The organism is Borreliella carolinensis (genome assembly GCF_032595855.2).
Taxonomy (GTDB): Bacteria; Spirochaetota; Spirochaetia; order Borreliales; family Borreliaceae; genus Borreliella; species Borreliella carolinensis.
In genome coordinates this window covers 814,284-834,052 of sequence record NZ_CP132453.1, presented here as the reverse complement: position 1 = coordinate 834,052, position 19,769 = coordinate 814,284, and the positions used below count along the sequence as shown (strand labels likewise).

At 28.1% G+C, this 19,769-nt stretch carries 20 protein-coding genes and 1 tRNA gene; 3 read left to right on the top strand and 18 right to left on the bottom strand.

Annotation, left to right across the window (positions count from 1 at the left end; all coding sequences use genetic code 11):
* Positions 1 to 7: 7 nt before the first annotated feature.
* The gene (locus QIA46_RS04005) at positions 8 to 4,414 is read right to left on the bottom strand and encodes a translocation/assembly module TamB domain-containing protein (protein WP_317268515.1); all 4,407 of its coding nucleotides are present in this window, start codon (positions 4,412 to 4,414) and stop codon (positions 8 to 10) included.
* Between the two features lie 86 nt (positions 4,415 to 4,500).
* Between QIA46_RS04005 and tmk the strand changes: the two genes are divergently transcribed.
* Both tmk and QIA46_RS03995 read left to right on the top strand, forming a co-directional pair.
* A complete protein-coding gene (tmk, locus tag QIA46_RS04000) occupies positions 4,501 to 5,109 on the top strand; it encodes a dTMP kinase (protein ID WP_317268514.1) in 609 nt (202 codons plus the stop codon).
* A gap of 13 nt (positions 5,110 to 5,122) precedes the next feature.
* Positions 5,123 to 5,752 (top strand): hypothetical protein, encoded by a 630-nt coding sequence (locus QIA46_RS03995; RefSeq protein WP_317268513.1) that lies wholly within the window; start codon positions 5,123 to 5,125, stop codon positions 5,750 to 5,752.
* Here QIA46_RS03995 and QIA46_RS03990 read toward each other — a convergent pair.
* The 17 genes from QIA46_RS03990 to QIA46_RS03910 form a co-directional block, all read right to left on the bottom strand.
* The gene (locus QIA46_RS03990; RefSeq protein ID WP_317268512.1) at positions 5,749 to 6,852 is read right to left on the bottom strand and encodes a thymidine kinase; all 1,104 of its coding nucleotides are present in this window, start codon (positions 6,850 to 6,852) and stop codon (positions 5,749 to 5,751) included. The genes QIA46_RS03995 and QIA46_RS03990 overlap by 4 nt on opposite strands.
* A 106-nt stretch (positions 6,853 to 6,958) precedes the next feature.
* Complete coding sequence (locus QIA46_RS03985) at positions 6,959 to 8,440, bottom strand: hypothetical protein (RefSeq protein WP_317268511.1); 1,482 nt, start codon at positions 8,438 to 8,440, stop codon at positions 6,959 to 6,961.
* Between the two features lie 10 nt (positions 8,441 to 8,450).
* Positions 8,451 to 10,367, bottom strand: a complete 1,917-nt coding sequence (gene ftsH, locus QIA46_RS03980; protein ID WP_316256432.1) for an ATP-dependent zinc metalloprotease FtsH — start codon at positions 10,365 to 10,367, stop codon at positions 8,451 to 8,453.
* Entirely contained in the window at positions 10,364 to 11,686 is a 1,323-nt protein-coding gene (gene tilS, locus QIA46_RS03975; protein WP_317268510.1) for a tRNA lysidine(34) synthetase TilS, read from the bottom strand. The genes ftsH and tilS overlap by 4 nt, the downstream gene beginning before the upstream one ends.
* Complete coding sequence (gene pth / locus QIA46_RS03970; RefSeq protein ID WP_317268509.1) at positions 11,686 to 12,252, bottom strand: aminoacyl-tRNA hydrolase; 567 nt, start codon at positions 12,250 to 12,252, stop codon at positions 11,686 to 11,688. Before pth ends, tilS begins: the two co-directional genes overlap by 1 nt.
* A gap of 4 nt (positions 12,253 to 12,256) precedes the next feature.
* Positions 12,257 to 12,805 (bottom strand): 50S ribosomal protein L25/general stress protein Ctc, encoded by a 549-nt coding sequence (locus QIA46_RS03965; protein WP_317268508.1) that lies wholly within the window; start codon positions 12,803 to 12,805, stop codon positions 12,257 to 12,259.
* A 23-nt stretch (positions 12,806 to 12,828) separates the two neighbouring features.
* A tRNA-Gln gene (locus QIA46_RS03960) sits at positions 12,829 to 12,900 on the bottom strand.
* A gap of 64 nt (positions 12,901 to 12,964) precedes the next feature.
* Complete coding sequence (gene spoVG, locus QIA46_RS03955) at positions 12,965 to 13,258, bottom strand: DNA-binding protein SpoVG (RefSeq protein WP_002557374.1); 294 nt, start codon at positions 13,256 to 13,258, stop codon at positions 12,965 to 12,967.
* Positions 13,259 to 13,371: 113 nt separating this feature from the next.
* Positions 13,372 to 13,722, bottom strand: a complete 351-nt coding sequence (rsfS, locus tag QIA46_RS03950) for a ribosome silencing factor (RefSeq protein ID WP_317268507.1) — start codon at positions 13,720 to 13,722, stop codon at positions 13,372 to 13,374.
* A complete protein-coding gene (locus tag QIA46_RS03945) occupies positions 13,697 to 14,881 on the bottom strand; it encodes an LCP family protein (RefSeq protein ID WP_317268506.1) in 1,185 nt (394 codons plus the stop codon). Before QIA46_RS03945 ends, rsfS begins: the two co-directional genes overlap by 26 nt.
* Positions 14,878 to 15,459 carry a nicotinate (nicotinamide) nucleotide adenylyltransferase gene (nadD, locus tag QIA46_RS03940; RefSeq protein ID WP_317268505.1) on the bottom strand — a complete coding sequence of 194 codons (582 nt, stop codon included), beginning with the start codon at positions 15,457 to 15,459 and terminating at the stop codon, positions 14,878 to 14,880. The genes QIA46_RS03945 and nadD overlap by 4 nt, the downstream gene beginning before the upstream one ends.
* A gap of 78 nt (positions 15,460 to 15,537) precedes the next feature.
* Entirely contained in the window at positions 15,538 to 16,524 is a 987-nt protein-coding gene (gene obgE, locus QIA46_RS03935) for a GTPase ObgE (RefSeq protein ID WP_317268504.1), read from the bottom strand.
* Positions 16,525 to 16,578: 54 nt separating this feature from the next.
* Positions 16,579 to 16,824 carry a 50S ribosomal protein L27 gene (gene rpmA, locus QIA46_RS03930; RefSeq protein ID WP_316256424.1) on the bottom strand — a complete coding sequence of 82 codons (246 nt, stop codon included), beginning with the start codon at positions 16,822 to 16,824 and terminating at the stop codon, positions 16,579 to 16,581.
* Positions 16,824 to 17,144, bottom strand: a complete 321-nt coding sequence (locus tag QIA46_RS03925; protein ID WP_317268503.1) for a ribosomal-processing cysteine protease Prp — start codon at positions 17,142 to 17,144, stop codon at positions 16,824 to 16,826. Before QIA46_RS03925 ends, rpmA begins: the two co-directional genes overlap by 1 nt.
* Positions 17,145 to 17,149: 5 nt before the next feature.
* On the bottom strand, positions 17,150 to 17,461 hold the full coding sequence (rplU, locus tag QIA46_RS03920; protein WP_014023986.1) for a 50S ribosomal protein L21: 312 nt from the start codon (positions 17,459 to 17,461) through the stop codon (positions 17,150 to 17,152).
* 56 nt (positions 17,462 to 17,517) lie between these two features.
* Positions 17,518 to 18,048 (bottom strand): adenine phosphoribosyltransferase, encoded by a 531-nt coding sequence (locus QIA46_RS03915; RefSeq protein WP_071983670.1) that lies wholly within the window; start codon positions 18,046 to 18,048, stop codon positions 17,518 to 17,520.
* Between the two features lie 63 nt (positions 18,049 to 18,111).
* Positions 18,112 to 18,672, bottom strand: coding sequence for a DUF2147 domain-containing protein (locus QIA46_RS03910; protein ID WP_317268502.1), 561 nt, complete (start codon positions 18,670 to 18,672; stop codon positions 18,112 to 18,114).
* A 246-nt stretch (positions 18,673 to 18,918) separates the two neighbouring features.
* Here QIA46_RS03910 and flgF point away from each other — a divergent pair, with 246 nt between their 5' ends.
* Positions 18,919 to 19,767: a flagellar basal-body rod protein FlgF gene (gene flgF / locus QIA46_RS03905; RefSeq protein WP_317268501.1), complete on the top strand. Its 849-nt coding sequence runs from the start codon at positions 18,919 to 18,921 to the stop codon at positions 19,765 to 19,767.
* Positions 19,768 to 19,769 lie beyond the last annotated feature (2 nt).

Genomic DNA, 19,769 nt, shown 5'->3' with positions numbered 1-19,769 from the left:
TAACAATTTAATATTTAAATTTCCAAGAAATGCCTATATTATTTCCTATTCCATCTAAACCTTTTTTCATAAAATTGTAATCAAACTCATAATTAACCAAAAAAAATGGAGAATCAAACTCAATACCCAAATTGATAACAAAATTTAAATCTTTTGAAAAAGGAGTCATTTGTTCTTTCAAAAAACCAAAACCCCCACTAATAAAAACACCTTCAACCAGATATTTACCTACTTTAACACTCGTATTGTCAAGAACATCAACAAAAGTAGGATTCCCAATTTTGAAAAAATTACTATTAATAGAATTCTTCAATATATCTGTCTTTATACTCAATAAGTCTAAGTTTAATACAGAACGCATATAATCTTCAATGGGTTGAATTAAAAAATCAAGAGCAATATCACTTACTATTCCAATTGCCATTTCAGCAGCATTAGTCCCTGCCGATCGCAATCCTCCCTCTCCCTCAGTCGCCCCTATTGTTGAACCTGAAAGCAAATATTTAATCTCTTGCTCATTTCTAGAAGGATAAGACATAAACTCAATTTTCCATAAACTTAAAGGACTATCAATACTTATTGTAACAAGCAGTTTGTCATTTCTATCCTTAATAGTATTTGTAGCCTCTGCCTTTATCCATGGATCAAATTTAGCTCTACTCTCATTAAAGGATATATAAGAGCCACTTTTAAAGATAAATTTTTTATTATTATAATTAACAAAACCACTTGCAATATTCAAATCACCCTTAATAATAAAATCATCGGTTTTTGTATCAGATTTTATTATAAGTTTATCCCCCCTTGAAATAGTAGCTTGTAAAAAAGAAATATTACTATCTGGCCAATGAAAAGTAACACCACTATCAAAATTTATCTCAAGATCAGTTAAAATATCAAAATCTATAAGATTAATATCAACTGTTTGGGGCCTTTTTGCTCGCTTGAAAGGATTTATTAATAAATCAACAATAGAACTTTCAAGAGAATAAACCCAAGCATTTGAAATATTTAAAACGCCTTTAAACATAATTTCATCAGCATTTCCTTCGATTAAAAAATCGCCTAAAGCATAGCCTGTAAAACTTAAGGCAATTTTGTCAAATTTAATAGGAACTCCGGTTCTACCAGTCACATTAATATCTATTTTGTAATAATCAATAATAGTATCACTTAAAAAATTTAAATTTAAACTAGTAGAAACAAAAATCTTAGAATATCGATCTAGGTTAAACTCATTACTAAAAATAATTTTATTATCCTGAATTTCAACCGGCATATCAAATATTTCTAAAGCTCTATCTCCACCAAACTTTCTAGAAGCTCTTAAATACTCGGTGCTAATTGATCCTTTTTGAACATTTAAACTTCCATTAATATTGGGATTATACAAATCTCCATCAATATCAAATTCGCCATTTAAAATAAGATCATAAAGAATAAAATGATTGTCAACATTAAATAAAAAATGTGAATCTAAAAAATCTTTGGTGATTATTTTTGAATCAAATTTAATATCTCTTACACTTCCAAGAATTTTATTTTTAATTATTTTACCTGACGAATTAAAACTAAGAGGCAAATAATCTTTTAAAATAAAGCTATATTCTCCGCTGCCATAATGGTATAAAACATTAATAAGATCATAATCAATTGAGATCATATTAAATTTTTCAAAATCATTACTAAATTCAATCGTAAGATTGGATAAAAATTCATTTTTATATTTAATATCTCTAAAGAAAAATTCGCCCTCAGTTTTGGTTTTCAAAACTCCAAATTGCTCTTCATCTCCACTTTGGAAGTTTCTAAAATTTGCATTAAACTTGTAAGAAAACAAGTCGCTATTAAAAACCATATTAGATACGCCTATAGAACTGCTTAGATCGTATCTTAGACTTCCAGTAAGAAACTCTTTTTTATTGCGCTTGGCTTTTATATCGTATATGTTAAGCTTGTTATCCAATAATCCTAAATTCATAGAAAACTGAACTGGAACGCCCAATAAAGTCAATTTATCTGTCTCAAGATATCCACTTAAGGAATAATTTTTAAAATCATTCTTTTTAAAATTTAGCAAAAAATTACCATTAACCTTTCCCTCTAAAAGAGATAAAGAATTAAAATTGTAAAAATCTAAGCCTTGAAATTTAAGCAAAAAATAACTTCCATATTCATCGGAATTAATCCCTAAAAAATATCTCTCTGAATTTAAGCTAGAAAATAGATTCAAACTTCCATTAAAATTATCTTTTAAATTAAATTGTCCATATCCTTGCAAATTTGAAAGCTTGTTTATAAGTTTAACATCAGAAATGTACAATCTATTATATTCATATAAACCCTTAAAACCAAAATTGAAATTATAGGCAGGTATTTTAGAAGCTTTTATTATATTAAACTTATCTATTTTAAATTTCAAATCTTCATTAAGGGCTAAATAGTTTCCATTAAAATTTATATTTATCAAAAGATCAGAAGTTTTATTGTAAACCCTAAAATTATTAACATTAAGGACATAAACTATTTTAGAATCAAAATAATTAAAATCTAATTTGATACCAAGAGGAGATTCGGCAACAATAAACTTATCTTTAAGATTAAAATTAAAATGCAAAGGATAAACTTTTTTCAAATAAGAAAAATTAGTACTAATATTAAATCCACTTTCAAGTAGCTCAACAAACAGACTGGAATGCAAATTGTGATCATTATACTGCAAATCGAAATTGTTTGATTTGTAAAAATTTTTTTCTCCACTAGCATCAAGCACAAATTTGAAATTGTCTAACTTTGAAAATACCATTAAATTGAATTTTTTTAATTTATTTTTATGATAATCAAATTTATTTAAATTAAAATCAGAAATTAAATTTAAATACTTACCTGAAAATAAAGTCTTGGGGAAAAGATTTATTAAGTGAGAACTGGGAATAACTTCTTTTAAAAAAAGCAAAGGAAATTCTTTAATGCCCAAATTAAGAGAAAATTCTTCATCATTAAGATCTCCTTTTAAAGAAATTTGAGATTCTTTATTTTCCAAATAAATCAAATAGTCAACAAAAATTTTATCCTTTAAAAAAGAAGTTTTTAAACTTAAATTTTGAAAACTAAGATTTCCAAGACTAAAATTATCAGACTTAACCAAAAAAATATCTTTATCTTTCTTAAAATCCAAATACCCATTTAGATCGTTAAAGTTTAAAATTTTTGCAGACTTAAAGTTAAGACGCCCTATTGGAAGCAAATCTTTAAGAGAATAATAACCTTTATAGTTTATAACTCCCCTTTTAAGCTTTAAAAAAGCATTCTTAACACTTACAATTCTATCATCCCCCTTGATTTCAAGCTGTAAGCCTTGAATTTCTTTGCCTATAGTGTCTACATTTAAAGACGAATCTATTATTCCTGCATATCTTAAATCTTTATCCTTAAAATCATAAGAAAATGCCAATTGACCATTTAAACTTATGTCAAAATAATCTTTATAAACTTCAAAGCCTTTGTTTAGCTTAATCCAATCTAAAAGATTAATATTGAAAAATAAAGCATCTAATCTAACAAAATCATTAGCCTTATCATAACTTAAATTAAAATCAAAATTCTCCCTTCGTAAATTAAAAATTTTTAAATTTCCTTTTGAATAATTTATCTGGAACCCTTGCTCAAGTAAAGAAAAATAATTTGTTTTAAGCTCAAAAAAACTAAAATTAACATAACCATCCTTAAAACCTTTTTTGAATTTACCCTCAAAATAGAAAGTTGAATCTAAAATACCATCATCAACTTTTTCGGATGGCAAATTAATTTCTAAATTTTTAACAGCACTAAAATCAACTACAGAGCTAAATAAAAAATCTTCATCTACGGTACTTAAGGAAAAATTTTTAACTTTAAAATTCAACCAACTACTATTATTAAGCTTAATATTAATATTGATATTTTCTAAATTAATATTTAATCTATAAAGATAGTTTAAAATTTTATTTAAAATTACATTGCCATTGTCGGGATAAACATTACTAGGATTTAAATCACCAGATACACTAAAGTCGTTTATATCAAAATTTAAATTACTCCCTTTAACATAAACATTTAAAATAATATTTTCATCACCTAAAATTAATTTAAACAGATTTAAATCTACCCTAACAATATCTATTAATATTTTATCTTTTCCATCCAGGCTTAACTCTAAACCGTCTATCTTGATTGAAGACAAGAAATATGGTGAAATTTTATCATATTTAATACTAAAGCCAAATTTTGATTCAAGATATTTTATGGCAAAAAACTTCGCAGAATGAATTTGAACTTGAACAAATAGATTAATGGAAAAAATTATTAAAACAAAAATAAAAAATGGTAAAATCAACAATAAAAATGTCTTACTTCTCAAAAACAACAAATTCATAAACTCATATATCGATAATTATTATTATATAATAATTATCGATAACCTAATTATCGACAACAAAAGAAAGGAAGAAAAAAATATTTGTGATTAAAATATTGAAAAACTTTTATTGCATAGAAGGAATTGATGGAAGCGGAAAAACAAGTATCGCCAATAAACTAAAAGCTCTTTGCAACGATGAATCAAGGTATTATTTTACAAAAGAACCATCAAGCGGAATAATTGGAAAAATGATAAGAGCACAATTAATGAATTTTGAAAATCCTTTAAAAGAATCAACATTTGCATATCTTTATGCTGCAGATCGACACGATCATTTATATAAAAAAGGCGGAATAATAGAAATTTTAAACACAAAACCAGTAAAAATAATAACTGATCGCTATTTATTCTCATCAATTGCCTATCAAGGAAAATTAGGATATGAATTAAATAAAAATTTTCCATTGCCTGAAAAAGTATTCTTTATTGAAGCAGACCCAAACATAGCTTATGAAAGAATACAAAAAAATAGAACACAAAGTGATCTTTTTGAGCTTGAAAAATACAAAACTTTTGAACAAATTGTTCTAAAATATTTGAAAATATTTAAAAAATTAGAAAAAAAAATTAATGTGATTTACATTGATAATTCAATAAAAGATAATTTAGATAAAAACGCAAAAAAAATTTTTAATCTAATAAAATTCTAATATAATTAATCATATGATTAATTATATCTTTAAAAAAGTCACATTCCAAATAAACTTAATTTTACTTCTTTTAGTAGCAGTTGCAAAGGTAAATGCATCGTCCAAATTTTATTATGCAGAACAATGGTATATAATCTTTAACTCTCAAATGAAAAAGAAACCTGAAAACTACAAAAAAAATATATTTTTTCTTCAAAAAGCCTTAAAATACCCATTTGGAAATCCAAAATACTCATTAACTAAAATAGAAACTAAAAAACAGTGGGAAAAATATAAACTTCTTTTCAAAATGCATGTCAATTTGCTTTTAGTTAAGCAAAATTTATATTTGGGAGATCTATTTGACACAAGAAATTTATATTTTTTCAAAACTCCAGAAAAAAATGGAATTATTCTCAATCTAGAAAAATCAAAAAAATTATATAAAATGGCTATTAATTACTACAATGAAGCACTAAAATACCACAAAAAACTTGAAAATTACCAGTCTGTTAAACTGGAAAACGATGGAATAACAAGCTGGGAAGACGAATACCATAAAATTTCTCTTAAAAAGCTTAATTACTATGACATTATTAAAAAAGAACTACTAAGAATTGACGAAACTAAAGCATTTTTCGAACAAAGGCCAAATTATTATTAAAAAAATTCTTTGCCGTCTTTGGAATAAAAAATTTTATTTATATAATCCTTATTTAAAGAAAACTTAAAAACAAGATCTTTAAAATTATCTTTACTCAAGATGCTATATTCTGAGAAAAGAGTTATTAACGCTCTTTCTGCTAAAAAGGGCAGTTCTAAAATATTTCTTAAAATTTCAGATCTAAATACACATGCTTTTTCACTAGCTAAAGAATTTACAAAATTTGAATTTTCAACATCAGTGCTTAACGCCACAACCTCATTTTCAAGAAATTTTTTATCCCCTTGTGAATACAGCAAGGCAAATGGCTTTAAAAAAGAAAAAAAATATTCTTTGCCTACAAGATAATGATGCATTGAACATCTTGTAGAGTAATTTGGATAAATAGCAGATTCAATCTCTTCATCGCCACCAACAATAAGCAAAGGATCAAAATAAGGAGCTGGAATTTCTTTATTATTGTAAAAATAATACCTATACGAAAAAAAAGATTCTTCCATGCAATCAATGTGCCCACAATAAGCTCCAAGCTTATAAATCTTATCTGAATATTCTACCAAAAGCTTAGCAGTATCATTAAAAGATTCTTTTCTAAAATTATAAAGCAGTGTGGGCAATATAAATAAAATATTCTCATTTAATGAAATTTTATTTAAAACAAAAATTAAACGTTCATCATAAAAACATGCCTCATCAATAATAAAAGTGCCACAATTGGGATTAGAAGCTATTAAATTTTCAATATCAAAAGAGTTTTTAGCAAAACCAATTTCATCAATTTTATCTTTTCCGCCACCTCTATATGGTATTACGTTTTCTGGATAATCTTGAAACCTTCTCTTATCGAGAAAATTTCTAATAAAAAATACATTAACCCTGCTTCTATTTCCTTTAATAATATTGCCCAATACCTTGAGAGATTTTTTTCTTACAACAAGCGAATCTTTATAAATTTTTGCAGCATATTCTGTTTTTCCACTTCCCATAGGTCCAACTACAAGAATTAAGTTTACTTTAATTTTAAAATCAAAATGACTGATATAGACGATGTTATTTAATTTAGTATCTTCTTTATTAGCAAAATCTAAACAAAAGCCCAAAAATCCCCCCAAAGTAAATTAAAATTCAATTATACAAATAAAGAACAACAAAAAGCATTAACATTAAAATTCGAAAAATTAATAACTTAGAATTCTATGAAAGTTTTTATTCAAAAGAATAAAAACTTTCAAAACTATCGTCATCCAATAAAGCTTTCTTTATTTTTAGTTTATTTTTCTCATAAATCTCAATATAATTAAATTTTTTAGAACCATTAACTTTTCTATAAATTGAAACCAAACTTCCAACCACATAATTTTTAATTTCTACTAAATTAGATCCAAAATATTTTTTTTTACTTATCAAGCTTGATCTAATATCTAAAGCAGAAGTTTTTTCAAAAAATACATTTAAAGCATTTGGCATAAAAAAATCTTTAATATCAAGCAAGAACAACTCCCTAATCCCAAGATTATTAAAATTGCAACCCAAATTGTTAAAAAGATTGCACTTAAAAGTATGTAAAGCAAAGGTATAAACATCCCTTTTATCAGGATATTGAACCTCAATCATATCAACGTAAGGGTAAACAGAATAATTTATTTTATAACCAAGCAAACTATTCTCATAATAAACTGGAGACTTGTCTTTAAAATAAATTTTATTAAAATATTTGCTATTTAAACTAAATTTGTTGTCAAAATCTACTATTCCCGAAAAAATACCCACTAAAACTCCATCTTTGAGTATGGCAACATTATTTTTATTATCAATACAATAAATTCCTGATAAACTTTTATAATCTTCTAAAAATTTACTCTTCATGTCGGGATCCTCTAAAAGATCATAAAACATTTTATATTCATTTATTGTCTCAGGAGGAAATTTTTTAAAAACCCTATAAGCTTCAGCGGGATCTAAAAGTTTGTATTTTAAAAAATAAATGCAGTGAATTCCATTATATTCTTTAATTTTGTCCTTAAGAAAAGAAAACAAAGAAACAGAATTGTCATAATTAAAATTTGAATTTCTAAATATATAATTAATGTTTTCGGGTGTAAAGAAAAAATCTTCTTTTGATTTAATAGTATTAAAAATACTAAAAAAAAATCTATCTTCTTTTAAAAACCATTTAAAAAATAAAAAATCATTGCCATATAAAGAAAAAGCTTTAAATAAAATTTTTTTAAAATCATCTCCAAAACTTTCAAGTCTTTCAGAAGCTTCAAGTCTCATGCAAATCAAATCTTTATCTATTTGTAATTCTTCATTTAAGTTTCCATACAAAGCAATAATTTCTTCATACATACTCTTATTTTCATTTTGTCTTAAAAGCAACGCAAAATAATAAGTGTATACTTCTTTAAGAGTTGCTACTTTAAAGTTATTAACATTAATTGCTTCTTTTAATAAATAAATTTTATTCGCTAAAGAAACATTTTTTTTTAATGAAAGCTCATAAAGAGAGTCTGAAGATAGTAAATTGAAATCAAGAGATCCATAAATCAAATCATTTCCTTTTTGTAAATTGGAAAAATTTTTAGACTCATTGAAAAGAATATTTGAAATATCTTCATCTTCTTTGGCTGAAATTGCATATGGGTTTATAGAAATAAAAAGAATGAACATCACCTTTAAATAAAACATAAACACTTGCCTAACCTTTTGTATCTTCCTCCTTTACTTCTTTTATAGTAGATTCTGCTGAAAATAAATATTCATCTTTATTAGGCTCAAAACCCAAAAGTTCTCTTACTTCTTTGTCTGTCAAAGTTTCTTTTAAAACAAGTTCTTTTGCAAGCTTAACAAGTTGATCCTTGTGTTCTACAAGGATATCTGATGCCTCTTTCAAACATCCTTCAAGTATTCTTTTTACCTCTCTGTCAACTTTATCGGCAGTGTTCTCAGAATAAGCCTTAGCCTTTGAAAACTCTTTTGGAAGGAAAATGGGCGCTTCATCGTCTACTAAAAATATTGGGCCAACTTCCTCACCCATTCCCCACTCAGTAACCATTTTTTTAGCCAAGCTAGTAGCTTGCATTAAATCATTTTGAACACCCGCTGTTGTAACGCCCAAATTTATTTGCTCACTAGCATAACCACCATAACATATCTTTATTTTATCAAGAATTTGGTGCTTGTTTATTGAAAGCTTATCTTCCCTTGGAAGAGAAAATGCAACACCAAGCGCTCTGCCCCTTGGAATAATGGTAACCTTATGAAGTGGATCAGCATGTTCAAGATAATAGTGAAGCAAAGCATGACCAGCCTCATGATAAGCCGTCTCAAGCTTTTGCCTATCAGTAATAGTCATGGATTTTTTTGCAACCCCCATCAATATTTTATCTCTGGCCTCTTCCATATCCTTCATTAAAATTTCATCTTGATTATTCCTTGCAGCTATTAAGGCCCCTTCATTAATTAAATTTGCAAGATCCGCACCACTGGCCCCAGGGGTAGCCCTTGCTATTACTTGTAAATTAATATCTTTCGAAAGCTTTGTTTTTGAAGAGTGAATATTTAATATTGCCTCTCTTTCCTTAACATCAGGCAAAGAAACTGTTACTTGCCTGTCAAATCGTCCCGGCCTAAGCAAAGCAGAGTCAAGAACATCTGGACGATTTGTGGCAGCCATAACAATTACATTGGTATGCGTTCCAAATCCATCCATTTCAACCAACAGCTGATTAAGAGTTTGCTCTCTCTCATCATGCCCACCGCCAAGTCCCGCACCACGACTTCGACCAACAGCATCAAGCTCATCAATAAAAATAATACATGGAGAATTTTTCCTAGCATTATCAAATAAATCTCTAACACGACTTGCTCCAACCCCAACAAACATCTCAACAAAATCAGAGCCTGACATGTGGAAAAAACTAACCCCAGCCTCACCAGCAACGGCTTTGGCAAGCAAAGTCTTGCCAGTACCCGGAGAACCAACTAAAAGTACTCCTTTGGGGATTTTTGCACCTATTTTTTCAAATTTTTTTGGATTTTTAAGAAATTCAACAACTTCGTGAAGCTCTTGTTTAACTTCTTCTTGACCAGCCACATCTTTAAAGGTGATTTTATTCTTTCCAGCTTCATACTTTTGTGCGGTACTTTTCCCAAATGTAAAAACTTTTCCACCGCCACCTTGAGTTTGACGAAATATAAAGAAAAAGAAAATAAAAAATAAAATCCATGGCAAAGTTTGTAATAAAACCCCGATCAGAGAAGCTTGACTTTTCCCTGAGCTAAGCTCTACTTTTTTACTTTTTAGCTCTGAAAGTAAATTTATATCAAGATAGGGAATACTGGTAGAAAAATAAGACTTTGCAAAGTTAGAGCCCTTGACAATAAATTGAATCAAATTTTTATCAATTATCACTACAGACTCAACTAAGCCATTGTCTAAATAACTCTGAAAAGTACTATAAGGAACATTTTTATAGCTTTCCCCTCCCCTTATAAAATATGACATAAATATCGCTGAAATTAGAAAAACAACAACAAGTCCTAAAATCCAATTTTTATTCTTCTTTTTATTATTAGATTTTCCATTATTATTCATATTATTATTGCCATTCATTCCTTTAAAAGTCCTCCAATCAAAGATATACTAATTTTTTTAAGAATGCTTTTTTCACTCCATACTAAGTTTAAAGTATTTAAATCAATAATTCCAATTAACCTGTTATCCAATGCTAACAACATTAAATAACCTGGATTACACCTTATAAACTTAGAAAAAAATTTTTTTGCTTTAAATCTATCCTTAAAAAATTTATACCTAAACTCATAAGAACAACATTTTAACCTTGATACAGAAGCTGCATTACACTCTAAATATTTTAGCAAAATCTTACCTAAAGATAAACTATACCATTTACCAACTTCCAAAATAAAATCAAAAGGTTTGTAAAACTTTTCATCCCTTTTAAAAATTAAATTAATTTTATTATGCCTTTTTTCTAAAAAAAAATCATTGGTTTTTAACAAAACATTATTTTTCTTTCTATCAATATCTACTTTAAACACCTCATTAAGAGCCTTATAGGAAACTTTGGCTACAATTCCTTCTGAATTTAAAATTTTAAAAATCAATCTAAACACCAAATATTTAGGAAAATCCAAAAAAGTTTTCAAATCAAAAGAATAATAATATTTGCCTTTCTCAACAGGAAAAAATTCATCTTTTTCAAAATAATCTGCAAATTCCTTTGAAAATTCAGATATTCTTTTAAGACATTTTTCATATCCTTTAAAAACATTTTTTATAGCAGGTAGTAAATTATTTCTAACCCTATTTCTTAGATATAAATTTTGAGCATTTGTACTATCAACAAAAACCTTAATATTATTCAAAGATAAAAAATTTTCAATTTCTAACCTTGAAACCTCAAGCAAGGGCCTTATAATGTTTCTATTGACACAAGGAATGCCTGAAAGACCATCCAAAAAAGATCCTTGAAAAAATCTCATAATTATTGTTTCAATTTGATCGTTCTCGTTATGAGCAAGTGCAATATAATTTGCACCATTTTCTTTAAGAGCATTTTCTAAAGCATTGTATCTGTATTTCCTTGCAAGCTCTTCAATAGATACTCGCAACCTAGCCGATTCACTTTTTATATCTATATCGCATTTTTTAATTTGCAAAGCAATATTGTAAAGATCGCAAAACTCCCTTACATGCTCTATCTCTTGATTTTGTTCATTATCAGATCTAATAAAATGAGCAAAATAAAATGCAATAACATTATCGCTCAAGTAATATTTCAAATTTAATAATAAAGTTGTAGAGTCAGCCCCACCAGAAAAAGCAACAATAACTCGATTTTTATTTAAAGAATTTTTTTTATAAAATGTATCTATTTTAATTTGTATATTATCGTCTAAAAAATGCATTAAAAATTACTAGAATTGATTTTTTGAACTTTATTTTTAAAATTTGCCTCGCTAATATCAATCAGCTCATCACTTAAAAAATCATACAATTTTTCAAGCCTATCTATTTCATCCTTGCAGAATCTAGAAAGAACAAAGCTCTTTATATCATGCATAACATTGCTTCCAACTCCAATATAAAGTCTGCTGAAGTTAGAGCTTCCAAGAACACTTGAAATTGACTTAAGGCCATTATGAGTAGACACACCACCCCGCTCTTTAAGTCGGCATTTCCCCAAAGGAAGATCAACATTATCAAGAACAACCAATAAATTTTTTATACACATATAAAAATCTGAAAATATCGAAGGGAATAAAGATCCACTTAGATTCATATAAGTTAAAGGTTTAACCAAAATTACTCTTCTAGAAATCATTCTTAATTCTGAATATTCATATTTTTTTTTTCTCTTTAAAAAAAGGCCGTTTTTAGAAATAATTTTATCCAAAAGAGAAAAACCAACATTATGCCTAGTTAAAGAAAATTCTAATCCAGGGTTTCCTAATCCAAGTATCAATAACCCCATAAAATCACTTTATAATAACAACTTCCAAATTCTCGTCATTTTCTGCAAGCCTAACATTAGAAGGCAACACAAGATCTTTAAGAAGAACGTTATCCCCTTTATTAACAGGAGTTAAATCAAGCTCGATGAATTCTGGCAAATCCAAGGGCAAAGACCTTACCTTAACCTGCTCTTTTAAAACAGTCAAAATTCCACCTTCTTTAACCCCAATAGAAGCTCCAACAAGCTTAATAGGAACGTATTTTTCAAGCTCAACATTCTTATCTACTTCGTAAAAATCAATATGATAAATAAGCTTGCTGGCAATGTTTTCTGCAACATCTTTAACAAAAACGCATCTTTCAAGCTTGCCATCATCTAATATTAAGACAGTATTATCCGTAAACTTTGCAAATTTCTTATTAAATTCACTACTCTTAATTCTCAAGTGTGAAACATCATTGCCTTGCCCGTAAACAACAGCCGGTATTTCACACTTAGCTCTTATTCTGCGAGCATTAGAAGACCCAAAGCTTGATCTATATTGGCAACTTAAAATCCTGCTATTTTCCACCAAAAAACTCCTAATGTAAAATACTGGGACGGAAGGATTCGAACCCTCGAATGACTGGACCAAAACCAGTTGACTTACCACTTGTCGACGTCCCAAATACCTTATTAATACTTACAATTGACAAGCATACAAGATACAACGAGCTTTGTCAACAATTATCTAAAAATCTAATTCAAGCTCAAGATCGGCTGGATTTTCTCTTATATATTCCTTAAAAATAGAAGTTTGCAAAGCTTTTCTAAAATCCTGACTAATAGGGTGTACAATGTCTTTATATTCACCAACTCTAGTTCTTCTGTTGGGCATAGCAATAAATACTCCTTTTTGCCCTTTAATAACTCTAATATTGTGAAGAACCAAACAGTTATCAAAAGTAACTGCAACATATGCTAATAATTTAGAACCAGAATTTTTACTATCAACTTTCTTAATCCTTATGTCTGTAATATCCACTTATAAGCCTCCCGCAAAAAGTACATAACTTAAATCTAAAATATTTTCTATTTTTTGTAAACATATTTTTATGATATTTTTAGTTTTTTTAATTAATTTTAATTAAACAGTAATTAAGGATAAATAATAATTCCTTTGGACCATATTTTTTCAAGCTCATAGTATTCTCTGGACTTTTCGCTCATTAAATGAATTACCAAATTTGCACCCGAAACAATAGTCCAGTCATAAACCAACCCTTTTCCTTGAACATTAAGATTAATTTTTTTTTCTTTAAAAAATTTAATTATCTTATCAATATATAAAGCTTCCATTTGCTTAAATGATACAAAAGTAGCTATTATAAAAAAATCAGTCCAATTACAAATATCGCTAACATTAATACCTATAACATCAATTCCATTAAAATCACTTATTATTTTACATAAATCATTAATATCATTTGCTTTTAACATATCTTCCATCAAAATCATCTCCTAAAATAACTATTACATCGGGATTAATATCAAGATTATCAAGTTCTAACAATCTTTTAGCCTGAACCTCAGAAATTGGCTTAATATTTGAAGTTTTAATTGCCTCTCCAACCCTAACAGCCATTTCTAAATTATCCGAATTATTTATAATCAAGGTATTTTTATAAGAATTTTTATCTGCATTGCCAAATTTTAAAACTTTAAATTTTAAAGAATTAAAAATATTTGCTGTTTTTTTTGCAAGCCCAACAACTTTTGTTCCATTTAAAACAACAATCTTTACTATTTCTTCTGTGCCCTCATTAACAAGCTCTTTGTTTAATTTATCCACCGATTCTTTTAAAATAGCGCCTCCATAATAAGGAAAAACCACCTTTATCAAATTATTATCATTATCCTTGAAAATCTCTTCTTGTCCTTTAATATTAAAATAAATAATTTTATCATTATTTATTTTATAATTTTTAACAATATATTTAAAAACAACCTCTGAAAGGTTAGTATCTAACATGGAATATATTTTAAAAAAATTGTCATTTTCAATGCCAAAGTTTGAAATTTGAAAAATAAGTCTTTTAAAAAACTCTTTAAAAAATTCAACCCTCTCTTCAAACTGATTAACATCATTAAAATATCTTAAATAATCATAAGCCTTATCACCATCAAAATTAGAAGTGCCAGAGGGTATTAAAATAGAATCCTCAAAGTTATAAACTTTTACTGGATTTTTAACAAGAAGCCGAACTCCCCCTAAGTAATCAATAAGTTTAACAAAATTTTCTTTTTGAAAACGAATATAATAATCTGATTCATGAGATAGTTGTGTATAAATCTTAGATAAAAACTTATTAAAAGAATTTTTTTTATAAAGATCTTTAAACCAAGAGATATTCCCTTTTAAATCTTCATATCCAGTATGAATTGGAATATCTAAAAACCCAATATTTCCCGTTTTCATATTAATAAAAATTTCTTGCATGCTTACAAGACTCTTGTTAAGATCTTCTATTAGAAACAAAAAACTAATATTGTTCTTTGTATTAAGCTCGAAGTAAACCAACTCTTTTTTAGAGCTTCTAATAAAAAAAATTACTACACTTGCTATTATCAGAACAATTAAAAATAAAAAAAATAAATCCTTTCTCAAATATTTACCTTTTTAAAATATAAATTATTATCTTTAATGTATTTTAACACACCAAAAGGCAATAAATAGCTGACAGGAAATCCATTTGCAATTCTATTTCTAATCTCTGATGAGGAAATCGGTATTATTTTATTATCTATATAAATATGCTTAAAAGAACTTTTAAGTTTCTCTTTGTAAATTCTGTGAGCAACAACAAGATTAACAGAACTTACAATACTTTGAGGGTCTTTCCATGAATCAAAATTTTGAAAAAGATCATCACCAATAACTAAAAAAATTTTGTCGTTTTGGTATTTTTTTTTAACACAAGAAATAGTATCAACAGTATAAGTTATGCCACCATTTATTATGTCACAATCATCTATGAACATTTTATCTTCATTTTCTAATGCAAGCTTGAGCATATCTATTCTATTATTAACACTAACATCCTCTCTAATCAATTTATGAGCTGGATTGCAAGTAGGAATAAATATTACCCTATCAATATTTAATAAATACTCTATTTCTTTAGCCAAAAAAATATGTCCAATATGAACCGGATTATAGGTGCCCCCTAATATTGCAATTCTCATGATTTCTTCCCTAAATCAAATCTTATATCCAAAAGCTAAGTCTTAAAAGTAAAAAGCCCACAATATAAATCAACTTTATTAAAAAGTTTTAGCCAAAATAAAAAATTCTTTAATAAGCTCATCAATTCCTCTATTCTCATAAATAGAGATGCCAATAACCTTTTCTTTTCCTAAAGCTTTTATCAAGCAATCAAAATTTTTCTCAGAATCATCCAAATCAAGTTTATTGGCAATAATAATTTTTTTTTTATTAAAAAGCTCATAGTTATAAGATTTTATTTCATTTAAAAGAATGCTGTATGATTCCAAAAAATCTGCTTCAGAAACATCAATAACCAAGGCTAAAACTTTAGTTTTAGCAATATGCTTTAAAAATTTAGTTCCAAGGCCTACTCCAAAGCTGGCGCCTTTAATTATTCCCGGAATATCTGCAATAATTAAATCATCATGAAAGCGCCTAAGCACACCAAGATGGGGAATCTTTGTTGTAAAGGGATAATTTGCAACTTTAGATTTTGCCGAAGTTATTCTATTAAGAAGAGAAGATTTGCCAGCATTAGGTAGACCAACAAGCCCAATATCCGCCACCAAAAAAAGCTCAAGGCGCACACTCAAACTATTGCCTGATTCTCCAGGTTGAGCGAACCTTGGTGCCCTTCTAACTGAAGTTTTAAAATTCCAATTGCCAAGACCTCCCCTGCCACCTTTTAAAACAACAAATTCGTCATTTAATTTTTTAAGCCTACACAAAAGAGTTCCATCATTTTCATTATAAACTTCTGTATTTGGGGGAACAAAAAGAATTAAATCTTTACCATTAGCACCACTTCTTTTAAAACCCATTCCAGGTTTACCATTTTCGGCACAAAGCACATGATCATTTTTATAAAAAGATAAAGTGCTAAGATTTTCTCTTACCTTAAAAACTACACTCCCACCACTTCCACCGTTTCCGCCATCTGGACCGCCTTTTGCATTAAACTTTTCTCTTAAAAAAGAAACACATCCAGAACCCCCATTACCCGAAACTACCGTTATATTTACAGAGTCCTTAAAGTTATACAAACTTTCTCCAATTTTTCAATAGAAACTAAAAATCTCCAATCATTCCAATTAAAACTAAACAATACTTACATATTTTCGTCCCTTCAAGGTTTTAAACTCTACCTTACCAGACGAAAGGGCAAATATTGTATAATCTCTTCCAAGACCAACATTTTTGCCTTTATGAAATTTTGTACCTCTTTGTCTAACAATTATTTCTCCAGCCTTAACAAGCTGCCCACCGCTTCTTTTAACTCCAAGTCGCTTGGATATAGAATCTCGTCCATTTTTTGAACTACCACCACTTTTACTTGTTGCCATTAATTTTCCTCCAAAACTAATTTAATATCATCAGGATACTCATGTGACAAATCATTTATGCCCCTAATTAAAAACCTGCTATAATAAAAAAGACTTTCTTTGCTCAAATCCTTAAAAAAGGGCTTAAATTCTAAATAACCTCTTTTTGAATTCTTCACAACAAAAGCCTCACCTTCAAGATCAAGAACACTAAAAAAAGTTCTCAAAATAAAAGAAAAAGAAGAACAGACAACGTTAACATTATTTTTGCTTATAGCATGACCATTGGCCAAAAGATAAATGATTACATCGTCTTTTACTTTTACTAAAACATTAATCAATAAACTTAAAAAACTATTTCATCAACCAAAATATAAGAATAAGTTTGTCTGTGGCCAACCTTTCTCTCACTTGATTTTCTTCTTCTATATCTGTAAGAAACAACTTTTTTATCTTTTTTATCTTCTTTATAGGTACATCTAATAAGAGAATTTACAACATAGGGCTTTCCTATTTTAACCTCTCCGTCTTTATTAACAAGCAAAACACTATTAAATTCCAGTTTATCTTTTTCAATGGGAGAAATTTTATCTATTTTTAAAAATTCACCCTCAATAGCCTTATATTGCTTACCATTTATTTCTACCAGTGCATACATACATTACCTCAACTAAATATTGTAAATTTAATAAAAAAGAAAAGTCAAGCATTAACCTAATTATACCTTACAAGGGAATTGACTTCATAGCTTTCAAGGCTTTGCCTACCATTAATACCACAAAGCTCAATAAAACAAAAAATATCTTTAACCCTACCTCCGGCTCTCTCTAGCAAAATTGCAGACGACTTTAAAGTTCCGCCGGTAGCTAATATATCATCTATTAAAAGAATATTGGAATACGTCCTAACATCGTCTTTGTGTACCTCTATTCTCCCAAAACCATATTCAAGCTCATACTTTTCACTAAAAACTTCTCTGGGTAATTTACCCTCTTTTCGAATTAAAACAAGAGGGAGTTGCATTTTTAAAGACAGAGGAGCACCTATTAAATACCCCCTAGACTCAACAACAGCAATGCAATCGATCTTTTTTAAATTATAAAAAGAATATACATCATTTATTAATGAACTATAAACTTCGGGTTTTAGCAAAACACTAGTAATATCATAAAAAAGAACACCCTTTTTAGGAAAATCGGGTATTTTTGAAATAAACTGATCATAATACTCTGTCTTATTTTTCATAACCTACTTATCCCATCTATATGTTTATGTATTTTTTCAAAATAGCAAAACCAAAAGCCAAATTTATTTTTTTACAGGAGGCGACGGAACAAGATTATGTAAAACTACTTTTGGGATTTCATCATCTTTAGCTCTTGTCCAAATTTTGCTTCTGCCAAAAATCCAAACTTTTCCCTTGGTAATAAGATTTCCGGTCTTACTATCAACACTCATCTCAGAATTATAAATTTTACCATTTTTAGGATCTATTATTTTGCCCCCATCCCACCTTTTAGAAGAAGAAGAATACTTAAGGCCCCACATAAAATCAAGACCCTCTATTGCAAGATTTTCAAATCCAACCACAGTGTCTCCTGAGGGATTTTTAGTATCATACTCTTTGCCATCTTTTATTACGGTTAAAATTCGGCCATAAATTTCTCCATTATATTTATAAATATAAATAATAGAATTTTTTATGTTGCTCACATCATTATAACCAACCCAATATCCTAAAACCGCATTTTCAAAATCAAGATTTTCATCCTTATTAACAATTTTTTTTTCATTTAAATCTTCTGAATTTGCAAACAAAATCATTGAAAAACAAAAAAAAAGAAAAAACTTTGAAAAAAATCTATTCATTAATCCTCCTTAAAACTAAATAATCCTACATTATAGCTCTTTTTTTAAATTACTCATTTAAAGTGGCTAATTTAAAAATTAGCCACAAAACAAATTATACAACTTATCTTTATAATTTTAATTATTAAGATAAAAAATTGAACAAAAAAATAGAAAATTAAGTAAAAACGCAATAAGTTAATTAATTGTTATATGGGACAATTAATGCTAATATTAATAAAGTTAATTGTCTTTAAGGATTTAAACGTGGTAAGAGGAATTTATACAGCTGCCAGCGGAATGATCGCAGAAAGGCGCAAACTTGACACAGTATCAAATAATTTGGCAAACATAGATCTTATTGGATACAAAAAAGATTTGTCTATTCAAAAAGCATTTCCAGAAATGTTAATAAGAAGACTAAATGATGATGGCCTTTATAAATTTCCCAAAGGACATCTTGAAACGGCTCCGGTTGTAGGTAAACTAGGAACAGGGGTTGAAGAAAATGAAATATACACAGTATTTGAACAAGGTCCATTAAAAACTACTGGCAATCCATTGGATTTAGCACTCACCGATCAAGGATTTTTCGTAATACAAACTTCAGATGGAGAAAGATATACAAGAAACGGTTCTTTTACTATTGGGAAAGAAGGAATCCTTGTTACAAAAAGCGGATTCCCCGTTCTAGGAGAAAAAGGATATATATATCTTAAAAAAAATAATTTTAAAATAACACCTCAGGGGCAAATCTTTCACAATTCAAACTTTGAATCAAACCCCAAAAGACTTGTTAGTGAGTATGAAAATTCTTGGGAAAATTATGAGCTGCTTGATACTATTAGAATTGTAAACTTTGAAAATCCCAGGTTTCTCAAAAAACAGGGAAATTCTTTATGGATCGACACAAAAACCTCTGGCAAGGCACAAGAGATTGATGTATCATTAAGACCCAAAATAGAAACAGAAACACTTGAGGCTTCCAATGTTAATGCTGTTAACGAAATGGTTTTAATGATTGAAATCAACAGAGCTTATGAAGCCAATCAAAAAACAATACAAACTGAAGACAGCCTCTTGGGGAAATTAATAAATGAAATTGGAAAATATTAAGG

Bases quoted from the DNA above. Each gene is read 5' to 3' on its own strand.
- QIA46_RS04005 (WP_317268515.1), bottom strand. From the start codon at position 4,414: ATGAATTTGTTGTTTTTGAGAAGTAAGACATTTTTATTGTTGATTTTA.
- QIA46_RS03985 (WP_317268511.1), bottom strand. From the start codon at position 8,440: ATGTTTTATTTAAAGGTGATGTTCATTCTTTTTATTTCTATAAACCCA.
- QIA46_RS03995 (WP_317268513.1), top strand. From the start codon at position 5,123: ATGATTAATTATATCTTTAAAAAAGTCACATTCCAAATAAACTTAATT.
- ftsH (WP_316256432.1), bottom strand. From the start codon at position 10,367: ATGAATGGCAATAATAATATGAATAATAATGGAAAATCTAATAATAAA.
- QIA46_RS03915 (WP_071983670.1), bottom strand. From the start codon at position 18,048: ATGAAAAATAAGACAGAGTATTATGATCAGTTTATTTCAAAAATACCC.
- QIA46_RS03910 (WP_317268502.1), bottom strand. From the start codon at position 18,672: ATGAATAGATTTTTTTCAAAGTTTTTTCTTTTTTTTTGTTTTTCAATG.
- pth (WP_317268509.1), bottom strand. From the start codon at position 12,252: ATGGGGTTATTGATACTTGGATTAGGAAACCCTGGATTAGAATTTTCT.
- rplU (WP_014023986.1), bottom strand. From the start codon at position 17,461: ATGTATGCACTGGTAGAAATAAATGGTAAGCAATATAAGGCTATTGAG.
- rsfS (WP_317268507.1), bottom strand. From the start codon at position 13,722: ATGGAAGATATGTTAAAAGCAAATGATATTAATGATTTATGTAAAATA.
- rpmA (WP_316256424.1), bottom strand. From the start codon at position 16,824: ATGGCAACAAGTAAAAGTGGTGGTAGTTCAAAAAATGGACGAGATTCT.
- tilS (WP_317268510.1), bottom strand. From the start codon at position 11,686: ATGCATTTTTTAGACGATAATATACAAATTAAAATAGATACATTTTAT.
- nadD (WP_317268505.1), bottom strand. From the start codon at position 15,459: ATGAGAATTGCAATATTAGGGGGCACCTATAATCCGGTTCATATTGGA.